This is a genomic window from Rhizobium sp. CFBP 8762 (assembly GCF_014841565.1).
Lineage (GTDB): Bacteria > Pseudomonadota > Alphaproteobacteria > Rhizobiales > Rhizobiaceae > CFBP-8762.
This window is the reverse complement of record NZ_JACYUD010000003.1, coordinates 1-14,057: the sequence shown is the minus strand read 5'-3', so window position 1 is coordinate 14,057 and position 14,057 is coordinate 1. Positions and strand designations below refer to the sequence as shown.

10 protein-coding genes are annotated in these 14,057 nt (G+C 54.4%); 5 read left to right on the top strand and 5 right to left on the bottom strand.

Features of this window, described 5'->3' with window-relative positions; translation table 11 throughout:
• Nucleotides 1-602: 602 nt before the first annotated feature.
• Both IFT84_RS08575 and IFT84_RS08570 read left to right on the top strand, forming a co-directional pair.
• On the top strand, nt 603-1,388 hold the full coding sequence (locus IFT84_RS08575; protein WP_192118396.1) for a metallophosphoesterase: 786 nt from the start codon (nt 603-605) through the stop codon (nt 1,386-1,388).
• Nucleotides 1,369-3,435, top strand: a complete 2,067-nt coding sequence (locus tag IFT84_RS08570) for an AAA family ATPase (RefSeq protein WP_192118394.1) — start codon at nt 1,369-1,371, stop codon at nt 3,433-3,435. Before IFT84_RS08575 ends, IFT84_RS08570 begins: the two co-directional genes overlap by 20 nt.
• Before the next feature lie 68 nt (nt 3,436-3,503).
• Here IFT84_RS08570 and IFT84_RS21690 read toward each other — a convergent pair whose 3' ends face one another.
• Nucleotides 3,504-4,610, bottom strand: a complete 1,107-nt coding sequence (locus tag IFT84_RS21690; protein WP_206757401.1) for a PD-(D/E)XK nuclease domain-containing protein — start codon at nt 4,608-4,610, stop codon at nt 3,504-3,506.
• 50 nt (nt 4,611-4,660) lie between these two features.
• A complete protein-coding gene (locus tag IFT84_RS08560) occupies nt 4,661-6,946 on the bottom strand; it encodes an argonaute/piwi family protein (RefSeq protein WP_192118390.1) in 2,286 nt (761 codons plus the stop codon).
• 288 nt (nt 6,947-7,234) lie between these two features.
• On the opposite strand from IFT84_RS08560, the gene IFT84_RS21740 reads away from it, so the two are divergent.
• On the top strand, nt 7,235-7,678 hold the full coding sequence (locus IFT84_RS21740; RefSeq protein WP_192118388.1) for a recombinase family protein: 444 nt from the start codon (nt 7,235-7,237) through the stop codon (nt 7,676-7,678).
• 226 nt (nt 7,679-7,904) lie between these two features.
• Here IFT84_RS21740 and IFT84_RS21315 read toward each other — a convergent pair whose 3' ends face one another.
• Entirely contained in the window at nt 7,905-8,057 is a 153-nt protein-coding gene (locus IFT84_RS21315; RefSeq protein WP_197975509.1) for an N-6 DNA methylase, read from the bottom strand.
• 716 nt (nt 8,058-8,773) lie between these two features.
• On the opposite strand from IFT84_RS21315, the gene IFT84_RS08545 reads away from it, so the two are divergent.
• Both IFT84_RS08545 and IFT84_RS08540 read left to right on the top strand, forming a co-directional pair.
• The gene (locus IFT84_RS08545; protein ID WP_192118386.1) at nt 8,774-9,283 is read left to right on the top strand and encodes a type II TA system antitoxin MqsA family protein; all 510 of its coding nucleotides are present in this window, start codon (nt 8,774-8,776) and stop codon (nt 9,281-9,283) included.
• Complete coding sequence (locus tag IFT84_RS08540) at nt 9,283-11,154, top strand: KGGVGR-motif variant AAA ATPase (RefSeq protein WP_192118384.1); 1,872 nt, start codon at nt 9,283-9,285, stop codon at nt 11,152-11,154. Before IFT84_RS08545 ends, IFT84_RS08540 begins: the two co-directional genes overlap by 1 nt.
• Nucleotides 11,155-11,528: 374 nt before the next feature.
• Here the strand turns inward: IFT84_RS08540 and IFT84_RS08535 are convergent, their stop codons facing one another.
• On the bottom strand, nt 11,529-13,361 hold the full coding sequence (locus tag IFT84_RS08535) for an ATP-binding protein (protein ID WP_192118382.1): 1,833 nt from the start codon (nt 13,359-13,361) through the stop codon (nt 11,529-11,531).
• Nucleotides 13,358-14,057: SIR2 family protein (locus IFT84_RS08530; protein ID WP_192118381.1), on the bottom strand; the 700-nt coding region annotated here is incomplete at its 5' end. The genes IFT84_RS08530 and IFT84_RS08535, both read right to left, overlap by 4 nt.

Sequence of the window (14,057 nt, the reverse complement as noted above, 5' to 3'; positions counted from 1 at the left end):
CAAGTGTACGGGCTGCTCTTAGTGCGTCGGCGGGCAGAAGCGTTTTCATAGAAACCTAAGGCCGGTTTCGGAACGCAATGTCAATTTTCTTAATTATGAAGTCTTTTAATTCTTCATAGACTCAATATAGAAGCATCTATGACGTCTTTTCAGTACGGGCATCCGTCGATGTGAGAACGTTGGTAGCGCCGATTCGATCAAAGAAGTTCCGATAAATGCGGGAGCGCTCTGCGCCCGCGGCACAGTCAAAATAACGGAGAGTTTGCCGTGAGTGATGCATCATCGATCGCCTGGTTTGGTATGACCAGGCTGAAACTGGTTAACCGATTGAGACAGCTGGCCGATGAGCTGGAGGTTTCCTCAATTTCCGCTAGCGGACCTATAACTCGAATTGACCATTGGACGGTGGCTAGGCGAGCAGTTCCTTGCCTTATTGGCATCCCCACTTCGCATCCAAGGATTTCGGACGGCGAACCTCTTTACTCTAGCGAGTTATATTACCTTGATCCCAACCAAAGAATCGCACGTTCGTTCTCCAGCTGGTATGAACTTGGAAACCAGGTCGATCCCCGCTACTGGGAACAGCGCTTTCCGGTGCAGCGATGAGAGCCTGGATATTCTCTGACCTACACCTCGAAGTGGACGAGGGCTTTCAACTCATCAATGTTCCAGAGGCCGAAGTTTGTCTCTGTGCCGGCGACATTCTCGATGGCGGTGTGATTGCAAGTATCATGTGGCTGGGCGAAAATGTTGCCCCCCACATGCCGGTCGTGTTCGTGCCCGGTAATCACGAATATTACAGGAGTGCCTACAGAGAAGGACTCGCAGCCGGCTATAAGCTGGCAGAAGCCTATGAGAACCTGTTTCTTCTGGATGGGGACTCGATCATCCTCGACGGCTACCGTTTCATCGGGGCAACGCTCTGGACGAATTTCGATCTGCACGACGATCCCAGGCTGGCAATGGCCATCGCCAAGGAAGAATTGAACGACTACCGCCGCATCAAACTATCAAAGTCCCCGTTTAAGCGCTTTTCGCCGCAGGAGAGCCTTCACCTTCATCTCCGAGCAGCCATCGATATCGACAACGCGTACCGTTCTCAACGCGACCTTCCTACTGTCATCATTAGCCATCACGCCCCAAGTCTCATGTCTGTTCCCCGGAAATTTCTGAAGGACGGCCTGACACCCTCATTCGCGTCGCGGTTCGAGTATCGAATCCTCGAATACGAGCCGCGCCTTTGGGTGCACGGTCACATTCATTCAGCCAGCGACTACTTCCTTGGCAAGACGCGGGTGATCTGTAATCCCCTCGGCTATCCAGGAGAGGTGTCGCGTGAGACGTTTATTCCGGACCTGGTGATCGACCTTGACAAACTCGTCCAATAACAAACCTACAAGAACGCGCGCGCGATCGCTTTGGAAGCCCGACAACACAGCCGATCAATCAGACGTCACGGTCCCTATATACCTTGCGTATTGCGGGATCGTCGCAGCGCTTCGGCATCATGTTGCGGCGAAGACGCCGTCGCTTGCTGTCCTCGAGACCACAACACCTGATGCGATCGACAGCTACGTTCATGCCGGCCGCCTGTTCCTGCGCCAACTCCTCAATCGTCGCGGATATTCGGACCCGTTTGTTCGAGCCATAAGGCAGCGGAAGAGCGACAAACCATCCGAACTGGATGTCTACCGTCGCGCCGCCGAAGATGGTCGAGGTATTCTGTTATGTACAAGCCTGGGCGACGTGGACGAAGAGCTCAGACTATTCGCGGATGTGGTGGTTACAATCCCACAGCCGACTCCCAACCAAATTTCGGCAACTTTCAAGCGTTACGGCCACGTCCTGACTACACTTGAGGAACAGATGATAGCATCCGAGTCCTGGACGCGGCTTGTCTGCGCCTTTCCGCCGGATCGCCCTGTGTTGGCAGGCCTGCGCCGTCTTCGCGAAACGGCCCGCCGGCCACCAGTGCAAAAGGTTGTGCCCGTTGCAACGGGGCCAACACTCGAGAACTTGAGCGGTCTCGGTCCAGCCAGAGAATGGGGTCTTGAGCTTTCCCGCGATCTTGCGGACTTTAAAGCTGGTCTTATCTCATGGGATGACGTGAACACTGGCGCTCTGATTTCAGGCGCCCCGGGGACAGGCAAGACACTCATTGCCGAGGCATTGGCGCGGACGTGTGCCTTGCCGATTGTCGCCGTGTCGGCCGCACAGTGGCAGGCGGCCGGGTATCTCAATGACCTTCTCAAGGCGATGCGTGAAAGTTTCCGGGAAGCGCAATCGAAAGGAACTGCGTTACTGTTCATTGATGAACTCGATGCGATGGGTAGCCGAGCGGTCAACGACAGTCAAAATGCGGACTACAAACGGCAAGTAATAAACGGGCTGCTCGAGCTCCTTGACGGTTTTGAGCGTCGTACTGGTGTGGTCGTCGTTGGAGCGACCAATCATCCGGGGGATATTGACCCTGCTATTTTACGACCAGGACGGCTTGATCGGCATTTCGAAATACCGCTGCCGGACTCGACGACGCGCCAGCAGATATTCCAGTTCCATGCCGGGTTTGCCGTCCCGGAAGATTACGAAGATCAATTTGCGCGTTCCACTGCCGGCATGGCAGGTGCAGGGCTGAAGCAACTGGTGAGAGATGGGAGACGAATAGCCCGCCGCTCTGGAACACCGTTTGGATTTGAACAAGTCCTAGAAGCGGCGAAGCCGCTGATCGACCTTCCGGTCGAACTCATGCGGGTAGCGGCGTTTCATGAAGCGGGACACGCCATCGTTGGTCTCGAGTTGGGAATGGAACTAAAAGGGATCAACGTTGCGGATAAAATCTTGGCCGAGGGCGTGAATACCTTGGGCGGGGCGTTGTTCACAAGGCAAGCCTTCCCAATGAAAACGAAGTCGTTCTACCTTAATCTCATTACAATGTATCTCGGCGGCCTCGCGGCTGAAACCCTGATATTCGGCGAGTTTACCGAATCTGGTGCCAGCGATCCGAACTCTGATCTGGGGGTGGCAACAGCTCTCGCGACGAAAGTTGAAGTGAGTTTCGGAATGGGAAGCACATTGGCGATCGACGTCGTTCTCGACCACGAACTGGGTAGGCTGCGTACAACCGATAACTGGGTCCGTGCCGCGGTATCTGAAATCCTCGCTCGACAGTTCACCCGCGCGAGGGAAATTTTGGACCTCCGGAACAAAGCACTCGGTGAGATCGCCGATACCCTTCTGACGGCACGTTCGATGAGCGCCGCGGAAGTGAGCGAGGTCCTTCGTCGGCATCCTGGTTCGCATGCTCGCCCGTTGGGCGTCGATGCGTCTGAACCCGACTATTCTATTCAAGTCGCGCGTCGTGCCATTCATGGCTTGCATGAGGATGAGGTCCGACGCGAAATGGATGCCGCACGACGGCGATGGCGAATGCTTTAGATGTTGGACCTATTTTGGGAGGATCATATGAATTTGAAATGACGAGCAGCGCCGCCTTCAGTTCGTGCTCATCGCTGCATCTTTAGCGGGCGAGGTAGGATCACGGCGCACGTGATGCCCCGGATTGTCTCTAGTCCGGTCTTCAATTCGTGATGTTGCTCAGTCTGCGCACGATCATCCCAGACCACGACCATGATATTGTCGTAGCCGCTTTCGGCGCTGAGGTATAAACTTGCGTCTGCGGCGACCTCTTCGGTAACTTTCGCCAGCGCAGCCTGTCCGGCGGAGCGTAGGAATTTGACCTCAATTATAGTTCGCAAGGACGGAATCCCTAGATCAGCGCGCGGATGCTTATGTCCAACGGAGGGAAGGTTTTCTTCATCTTCGAGATCAGGGAAAACTGGGGCGAGGATTGCCCATAGAAGCGATTGAACGTGGTATTCATTTTCAACGTCCCATCGTGCAATAGCGGAATTGGCGGTTCGAGGCGTCGATTCGAACCGCCAAAGCTTGAGGGCTCTCCCCGAATTCAAGAGAAGCGTTTTCAGGTCCTCAACACCTGCCGCGCCCACAGACACGTGAGCCATTCTGGCAAGCGCGAATTCGAATACAGCAAGACGCACCGCATCACGGGCCACGCCGTCCGTATGTGGAAACATCCGGGCCGACGCTTGCCAAGCGGCATGAACATCGGTGTTACTAATGTTCCAGCCCAAAACCTCCGCCAGCGCTGTAGATAGTTCTGGGGGAGAAACGCTAATGTCCGCCTCGCCCGAAACAATTCGAGCGGCTCGGATCAAACCATGCTGCCATGGATCAGTGGTGGCTGACGCTTGCTTGAGAAGACTGGCGAGCCACGCTCCTCCGGTTAGGCTTGCGGCGGCTCCCAAGGCAATTCCTAGAAGGCCGACCCCATCGGCCTCTATGCGCAACGGGCGTCCAGGAGAGAAGAAATTGCGGCCCGATAGATGCGTTATTTCCTCGTTCATCAGCGACGGCTGATCTTTCTCGAGTACATTGCCTGCGGACCCAAACCCCAGCGCCGCGATATGTTCGGGATGCCTAGCTTGACCATCGAAATCCAACGCTCGTCTCACCTGTGTTTGTAGATCGGCCTTGTTCCCGGTGATCCAGGCGCAAAAAGCCGCCACATGACATGGATAGTCGTCAGACACGCGAGCTGTTGAGCGAAGCGCTTCATGGACGGCAGCCAATGACACGGGCGCTACAGAAACCACAATGTTCTTCCGATCTGGCCGAATTTTACGGCCTCTGCATCCCAACCCGGAACGGCGGCAAGGCCGGTCAACCGTTCTGAGATAAGATCGGAATAGCGAATTGTGATCGGGAACGGTTCGGGTGACATTGTTCGCCAAGAGTTGCCAGCGAACGCAAAAGCCTGCCTCGCGATGTAAGTCATGTCGGTGAAGGTCGACAGGCGGTGAAGCTTCAAAAGGCAAGGACGCGGCATCCCGTCCTCCGGCCTTTTCAGTTCCGATGCCCCGGAAAAGACAACGAGGGATTCCCTGTCGCCTAATTTGAGATGCAATCCACGGCTGGGCCCGAGGACACCCTTTCGCGGATCGCGAAAACCGTACCCCTTTTGATCGTGGTCGAAAATGATAAACGGATGGTCTGGTGCAACATGAACAAACGCGAACGTTACATCCTGAAGGTGGAGGTCTCGAACGACCCGTTCTACCGCCTCCGCTTCGATGTCCTTGAGCGGCTTGAACATGTGGAAGACAAGCCGGACCTTGTCGGAGCTGCGCCAGTTATCTTGGGTTCGGACAGTCGTGATCGCTCGCTTGAGGGTCTCGTAAAGTGCCACCGCATAGTCTTCGTACGGCACTACTGCCGTTCGATCGCTGAGCAGGTAGCTACCATCGCTTGAAAACACAGTAGTTATCCCAACGAATCGCTTCCCAGTGCCTATCCGGCTTGTGGCTTCTGTGTGAGAGCCGAGGCCGATAACCAGTTCATGGGCAACGGTCTGCTGAGCCGCAAGGAGCCAAGGCGTGCCGCCAATCTTCGCGTAGGTCGCAAGGCTCAGGTGATTGAGGGAGAAGACGAGTTCTCCCGCAGGCTGCGCCATGGTCTCAAGGCGGATGCTCTGGACCGGAACGTCCCTCTTCAAGAAGATCGATTTAGTAGCGTAATAAGGGTTGTCACCTCCATCAGATGCTTTGAAGTCTTCCTCGACCTGGACGATTGCCAAATCCCACTTGAAACCTTCGTCTGCAGATGTTGAGAGCGCTGTCCTGCTGGCGGACAAGTAATCGTCAGCGGATGAGCCCGATGCCGTGAAATATCTTACAGATGGCTTGTCGAGCTGGAAACGTCGCAGGAAACCGTCCCCGTAACGTGCCTCCCTCTTCGCACCCGTGAGCACGCTGGGCATTCCCTCAAGAAATTTCGCCAAGAATTCATCGACCCTACCTTCATGCCGAGCTTGGCATACTACGGCGATCCGCAACTGCTTGGGACTAAAAGTCCTTTGGTCGAATGGACCACTTTCTTTAAGGCCGCGCTCTTTCCATGTGTCCCTCCGCGTTCCGCTGGGATCGAAAAGTAGACTGGGCTGAGGAATGCTCTCGGTTTTTGGGAACGACTTACTTCGATTGGATAAGAGATCGCCGACAACAAAGTTAGCACCTGGTACGGCCTCTAGATTTGCCTTTTGGCGAAGGTATTTCAATGCCTCCGCGATTTGACCTTGGCGCCCAGGACCCGAGTGGAAAAGTGCCGCCTGACGCTCGGCTTCGTCCAACACCCCACGCGCGCTACGGCCGAGAAGACGGTTTACACAATCTTCCATTATTTCCCGGCGAGGTTCCAGATAAGCCTCGCTCGCATTCACTGTCTCAAAGCCCTCCGCGTTGTCGGAAAGCGTCAAGATGTCGCCCTCTTTCGAGACGACCTTCCCCACCAGGCGTAAACGAGGCAAAACGCGAGGATCGGAAGCGGGCATCCGTACGGTCACGTAGCGTCCGACAATTGGGATTTCATGCTCGAGCAGGACGGAACACGGCGCGTTGATGAAGCTTTTCAACTTTGTTTCACACACTAGGCCGAACGTGCTTTTCCTGTCGACATAAGTAGTTCTGGTGTCGAAGCGAAGCAGCGTCCGGCGCTGTATCCATTCTGGGAGTTCTGGATGGATAAGGTAACCGCGGCCGACAGGCCCGACCACGCTGACCGGTCGGTCTGACAAGATGTCACGTAAGCCGCCGAAAGCGCGCAGCAGCGAAGCGGAGAGAAGCGTCGGCCAAAGCCTTCGTTCATTCACGAGATCGAGTGTCTCATGAACGTTACCTAAAGGCTGAGCGTCTTTGACAATTGGTATATCGATAATGGTGTCGTCGATACCGCTACGATGGAAGACATGGCTATCGACGAAGTCAGACCTCAAGTCGGCGAGATGCTCGGCATCAAACGGTTGCCGCCCGACTTGAACAGACGTGTTCCCGACTATGTTGAGCGGCGCGAAATTGAGCGAAAGCTGGCTCATGTGGCCTTGGCATACCTTCTCGTAGCTTTTCAACGAATCGCTGGGATGTTACTATAGCGTGTAAGTTTTGCCGATGATGCATTTGCATGTATGGCAGACTATTCCCAGCGTTCTCGCATTCGGATTGACGTCTTCATCTATCGGCGTCATCATTGCATTAGAAGAACGAGAAGAGCTGGAAATGCAACAACCTGTGTCTAATCGGTACATTTTTCAGAGCATGGAACCGATGTGGCTCGCGTGATTGTATTGAGTATATCTTGACCGCACTGTCTATGGAGGCGCGTCGTGGCGAAAGATGATACTATTAATGTATCTAGCGGAAAGTGCCCCAATGAACTGGTTCGGAACGGCAACCGCCTAGACTTTCAAGCTTGGCAGGCTAATTTTTCACCTCAAGTACCCCGAGTCGCTATTTATTGTCGGTCTGCGGCTAGTAATGCCGATATTATAAAGCGGCAGTGCGACATTCTTCGGGCCCTGGCCCTGAATTATCGGTGGAAGATAGTGTTGTCATATATAGACGACGGGTACTCGGGATCGCGGCTTGATCGACCAGGGCTCAATGCCATGATGAAAGCCGCCGCTACACTACCGCTACCGTTCGACATAGTCATGATCGAATCGCATTCCAGGATAGCGAGAGACCTAACACTTTTTAGGTCGTGTGTTGAGGCCCTGCAAAATGGTGGCATCGAGTTGATCTCCGCACGTGGGTCGGTAGCCTTGTAGTGTTCAGTTCCCACGCTATTCATCAATTCTCGGCTAAAGGGGCAGGCCCGCTCCTTTAGAAAGGAATTGTTCCGCTGTTGCCTCGCGAACCTGCTTCTCAGTCTCGACCATCCTTGTGCATGGCCGTCAGATAGATCGCGGTCTCCTGTCCGGCCGTGCTGATGTAGCGGGATATATTGATGTTGTAGCCTTCCTCGGCGATGCCTTCCATACTGATACGCCTGGATTATCGGTCTTCCTCCTTCCGGGATTGGTAAGTGTCGATGATCTTAGAGATGTGCTTGTCTGAGAGTTGGTTCTGCCGCTTGGCCTTATCAAAATGCTCAGGCCGCGCTGCGTTGATGAACAAGACGTCGTCCGGCTTATTGAACTTCGTCATGAGGTGATATTGACCCGTCTGTCGGGGGCCGGAATAGAAGCGTCAACGACATCGGAAAAAGCGGTGCCGTTATAGGAAGTGCGACGGAATGCGTCGAGATTTGTCGCTTTCCGGATCGGTAGAAGCCAGATGAACCACGTCGCGAGGAATGCCCGATCTAGCAGAGCCGAAAATGGTCGATATTATCTGCACGCATACCGTTTATTGGTTGCGCAAAATATCGGAATAGAGCATTTCGTTTGTGTCGCTCGCGCACCCTGTCCATTCGCCGTTCACTATCATTTTTCTTGACAAAGGGTCTGCGGTATCATTTGATACCAACACAAGGGAATGGAATGGCAGAGGTTGAAGTCAGTGACGCAATTAGGCGGATGCTTGCAACGAGGTGCTGCTCCAAACGTACGAGAGGTGCGACCTTTTCGCACGACCAACCGACTGATTGGAAACCCAACTCCCTGCGCGATCCAAGAGACCCAACTCAATATTTCACGGAAGATTCTGCCTGGGAGTTCATATCCCAGTTGCTTGTTGACGGTTGCGGGGTCGAGACGGTGGTACTCGAGAAACCTCCCGGCAAAACCGGGTACGTCATTAAGGTTGCGGGATGCCCCCCTGTTTCCCATATCTATATAAAGCTTCAATTGGGGGCCGAGAATGTCATCGGACGTAGCTTCCACGAGAGCTATGTCCGTAATGCGTAGTCGAAAGAGGATCAAATGATGCAGCGTTGTGAAATGTGCGAAGCAAGCGCCGTGACCGTTCGACAGCATGAGGAGAAATTCGTTTATGGTTCCGGCGAGGACCAAGTCCTACTCTCGGCTGTTGTTCCGGTCTACGAATGCGGCGAATGCGGCGAGATGTACACGGGCCACGAGGCAGAGGAACTTCGCCACGAGGCCGTCTGCAGGCACCTGGGGCGCTTGACACCTCGTGAGATCAGAACGATCCGGGAGAGCTACCGTCTAACTCAGGAGAAATTCGCGGACGTCAGCGGATTCGGTGTCGCCTCGATCAAGCGTTGGGAGCTCGGGAATCAGATACAGGGCGAATCGGCGAACAATCTTCTTTTGTTGCTTCGCATGCCCAGCAACCTGCTTCTTGTTCAGGAGGCCAACAAGAAGCAGGCGTTCCAGCCGAGGTTCCGTACAAAGATTTCGGAGATCGCGCTCCAGCAGTCTATTGAGTTCAAGCTCCGACTTCCTGTCGTAGTTGAAAAAGCCGCCTGATGTTCGTTATCACCTTCTACTCCTACAAGGGCGGCGTCGGCCGTACGATGAGCCTCGTCAACGTTGCGTCCGAGCTTTCGCAGCGTGGTCGGAAGGTTCTCGTTATCGATTTCGATCTCGAAGCTCCCGGAATTCCGAGCTTTCGGCAGTTCTCTTCTAGCGAGAGCCGCGTGGGAATCGTTGATTATGTTTCGCAGTACATAGAGACCTCCGTCGCCCCCGATGTGAAAGACTTCATCGTGGAGGCACAATTGGACATCCACGCGGAATCGGTCCCCATCTGGGTCTTGCCTGCGGGACGGCGTGATCAACATTACGGCATGAAGCTGTCGTCAATTGACTGGCAGGACTTGTATCTAACGCGGAGCGGGTACCTTCTTTTCGAAGATTTGAAGCAGCAGATCGCTGATGACGCGAGGGGCTTTGATTATGTACTGATCGACAGCCGAACCGGTCACACGGATGTCGGGGGTATCTGCACGCGTCAGCTCGCCGACGCCATCACCTTCATGTTCTTCCCGAACAAGCAGAACATTTCCGGTCTCAAGACGATCGTGGATGAAATCCGCTCGGACCGTCACGTCGATGCGAAGCGGACCAGCATGTTCTTTTGCCCTTCCAATGTTCCCGACTTAGACGACGAAGACGGCATACTCAAATCCATGCTCGACGAGGCGAGCAGAGAGCTTGGCTATGATGAACCAGCCGCGACCATAAGACATTACAACAGCATGTCGCTGGTTGATCAGAAGATTTTCGTCATCGATCGACCCAAGACAAAGCTGGCGGCCGAGTACCGACGCCTGACCGAAGCGCTCATGGGCTCGAACATCGAGGATCGCGAAGGCGTCATCCTTTATCTTCAGAAGATGATATCGGGATTCCGTGGCAGGGCTAGGAGAGGAGCCAAGGGGTCCACAGTCGGTTCTTTCACGCTCAACGAGATTACCGCCGAACTTGGTAGGATCAACTCCAAGCATCGACACGATGGCGAGATATGCTGGCTCATGGCGGCGCTCTATCACGACCTCGGCGACCTCGCAAACGAGATGGAGGCGCTGAGCGGTGCTATCAAGGCCGGATTCAATATGCAGAAAGCACATCTCAGGCGAGCTTTCACACTCCTAAGCCAGTCCCGTCACGATGAAGCAAAGGCAGACCTCCTCAATGTCCTCCATTCTCCCGACACGGTGCCGACGGACTTGCGGTCAGCGATCGAGGCCTTGAAGTCGCTGGACTCGAACTGGATCGGTCTCATCGAAGGATCGCCGTTTCTGGAGCAGCTTGCGCCGGAGGACGTAGGCATAATATCGGACGCCCTTCAGTCCGACGCACGAGCCGTCCCCCTGGCTTCACGACTGCTAGAGAGAGCATACCGGGAGGCAGACAATTCCGCCGGACCGCACGGGCCGCTCCACTCGAATCTGGTCTTATCGTTGATCTCTAGCGGGCAGTTCCAAAAGGCGGTGGAGACGATTGGCACCAAGAGAGCCCAGGTTTTATTGGGCGCAGATATTCGAGATGTTTTCAACTATGCGATGGCGGAGTGGGGTCAGGACGGCACTGCGCCCGTGGACTTGTTCGAGCGTGTGCTAGCGCTGGCTAAAATGCCCTTGGACGAAGATGCAAACTTTTATCAGTGCTTGGCGTTGGCCAGCGCGGTGACGGGCGATACGGACCTCGCATTGAATTTCCTGAACATGGCAAGGGATAAAACCCAACAGGGCGCGATATTTAGTTGCTGGACCTATTTATCCCGGCGGCGCACTGAGATGTTATCCGACCTCGATGCTATGGAGGCCGCTTTCAAATCGGGTCCTATTCTTCCTCCTGTGATCGATAGGAACACGCAGGTACACACGCCCCACTGACGCGAGGGTCGGACGTAATCTATACGCGACGTCGCAAGATGTTGGCACACAATTGCCGTAAGGGTCCGTTCCAGCCGCCGGCACTACAAAAGCATCTCGGTCAGGTGCGAGCGGGGCATCGCTTACCTTGTTGGCCTTACCGCAAACGCTATCGACCCTGCTGTATCTCTCTGTTGGTGGCTTAGGCATCGGCTGCTTTCCGTAATTGCTGATGCGAGATGGACTGGCCCATGGCGCCCTCGTCCTTGAAGGCGAGGTCGAACAGGCCGGGAACCTCAGGATGTTCTGGCCTGAAAGTCGTTTTCGAGGAACCGGCAGGGCTGTCGATGCGGTGCTCGAGGTATCGCTCGTAACACCACCGCGATGACCCGCTCTCAATTCTCCCGATTTAGCAACGCGGCAAACCGCAAGGTGTTGCTCTTTGGCTGCAAGCGTTGTTCGAGCGCCTTGATATTGAGCTTTAACGGCATCTGGCCAGCCATTCCGCTGAAAATGCAGGTTCCGGTCGGCAGGGTGGGAATTGATTCTTCGGTGAGCTTGTCAATGTAAGACACAGCACTTGCGATCGACTGTAGGTCCTTTTGATTGATGAGCCGATGGATGAAATAGTTGTGTGCCTGCGATGTAATCGTGGGTGAGATATCGTTGGGCCGCTGACTGGCGATCGTTACAAACACGCCAAATTTGCGTCCCTCCTTAATGATCTCTTCGAAAGTCTCGAGGCGGTAATCCTTCCAGCTCTCTGTCTCCCTTGAAGAGTCGGTCGACAGGATGTTGTGAGCTTCGTCGATCACAATGCTGAGCGTCTTGCCTTGGAACATCGTCTTGTGTTCTTGGTAGATGCGACGGCAGAGAAGCAGGGGGATCGTCTTCTTCATTTCCAGATTGACGTCGTTGAGGTTGACCACGACCACGTTGGTCTCGAACAGTTCGCCGTGTATCGCAGGGTCGAACACTTTCCGGATGTCTTTTTGCTTGCTTCGCAACTTGTTTATCACCGGTGCGATATGCTCGTTCTGAGCGCGGTTTGCTAGCACATCGTAAATTAGCTGGATGTACGAGAAGTTGATGAAATCTGCGATGATGTCGCCAACGAACGCGAAATTGGCAACGTGCTGATAAACGACAGTGTTAGTAATTGCCGCAGGAACGTCACGCAGCCAATGCTGACCGCATCTGAACTGCGACGTGTTGTTATGCCATTCTAGGTCCGACGCAATCTCTACTATGTTTCCGTATTGATCGTGCTCGGGAAGTAGCTGACGCAGATAGTCGAACAGGAGGTCGGCCCTGACCTTATCCGACATCCTGAGAATTTGCGTAACTTGTTGACGGATCATATTCCTCAGGTGTTCGGTTGGGTCGTTTCCCTCCATGACCCTTTCGTGCTGCATCAGAACGCGACGCAGGAAAGGCTTTTGGGTTTTCTCCGTAGCGTCCGAGACGATCGACAGTATTTCGATATCCAATAGTCCGTCGTTGCCCAACGGAATTTTATCGCCTTGGTCATTTCGGGTCGAGAGATTGTAAACCGTCTTGTCGTTCGCGATACAATCCGCATGCGCATATTCGCCGTTGAAGTCGAACAGAACGATCCGGCAGCTATCGTTGAATGCCTCGGCGTTGATCGCCCTTAGTTCCGATACGAAGTGCTGGTAGAGCGTCGCTAGCGTGTTAGACTTTCCGCTCCCCGTGTTTCCGAAGATGGCGATGTGGCTGTTCATCAGCCCGTCGACAGGGAGGGCTATGTCGTATCCTTCGTATTCGGAGGTAGCAATGTGGAGGGCGATTCCGTCCTCCGCGATCAGATTGTGGACCTGAAGCACGCGTTCACGAGTGAGAAGGAAGGCCTCGTTTCCGACGAGGGGCAATTCCTTCGTCCCGCCGTAAAAGCGTCCCTTTCGGTCGATGAAACCGACTAGGGATACTGAAAGCACCCGCCGCCCGCGCACTGTTAGCTCCAGGGCTTCCGATCTCGAAGAATCTGGATTCGCGTTCTCGCCGTCAACCTTGCCGATGAGACTCACGAAACCCTTTCGGATGTCGACATAGCTGCCGACCGCGATGTTCCTCAAGAGATCGCCGTCGTAGAACAGTTCCGACAGGTTCTTGTCCTTATCGACGGTAACGAGAATACGTCTCCCCGTGACGCCTGAGACTTCACCGACTCGGAGGACAGCCTCCTTCTTGAGACGGAAGTCGCTCATGCAGACTTGCCGCCCTGAGGAATGACCTCGCGAAGGATTGAATTTAAGACTGTGAAGTCAGTTGGGGGCCCAGCGCCTGGGTCGATGATTGTCACGTTCCGGTTTTGCGAAAACTTGTCCGAGAACGCGGCGACGTTCGCATTCGAATAGGCGAATATCAGTAGCTGGGCGGTTGGGTTGCGCAACGCTCGCCGGGTAATGTCCAAAATATGCTCGTCCGCGAAAGAAAAGCCAAATGCTACAAGGAGCGCGTTGTCTCTGTCCATGCAGTTCGAGAATAGGCGAAGCAGGTCAAAGTAGACTCTCTCCATCAGCGTCGACTCGAACTTGCGGACGTTCGGCAGGATCACAGCTCGCTTCGCCAAGGCGTTAGAGACGGCGCCGGGATTGTTTTTCTGGACGTGACCCGACAGCAAGACGCCGCTGGAGGCAAAACGGATTTCCTTGTCAGCGTCGCGTTGCCAGCTTAGGGAGCCGTGGACCTTGATCAGGTTCATGACGGGAAGTTCCGCGATCCGGTCATTCGAGCTGCCGGATCGGTAGGTCCTGTCAAAATACTTCTCCGGTGAAAACAGATAACTGCTTCCGATGGCCGAGGTCCGGTCGAAGCCATCGTTCAAGGTGACATTAGGAAGCTTATACCAATCGTCGTTAATCTTGACTCGTGGAATTCCCAAAAACCGCCGAATCTGAATC

Coding starts and splice junctions, on each gene's coding strand:
- IFT84_RS08575 (WP_192118396.1), top strand. CDS start 603: ATGAGAGCCTGGATATTCTCTGACCTACACCTCGAAGTGGACGAGGGC.
- IFT84_RS08560 (WP_192118390.1), bottom strand. CDS start 6,946: ATGAGCCAGCTTTCGCTCAATTTCGCGCCGCTCAACATAGTCGGGAAC.
- IFT84_RS21315 (WP_197975509.1), bottom strand. CDS start 8,057: ATGACGAAGTTCAATAAGCCGGACGACGTCTTGTTCATCAACGCAGCG.
- IFT84_RS08545 (WP_192118386.1), top strand. CDS start 8,774: ATGATGCAGCGTTGTGAAATGTGCGAAGCAAGCGCCGTGACCGTTCGA.
- IFT84_RS08540 (WP_192118384.1), top strand. CDS start 9,283: ATGTTCGTTATCACCTTCTACTCCTACAAGGGCGGCGTCGGCCGTACG.
- IFT84_RS08535 (WP_192118382.1), bottom strand. CDS start 13,361: ATGAGCGACTTCCGTCTCAAGAAGGAGGCTGTCCTCCGAGTCGGTGAA.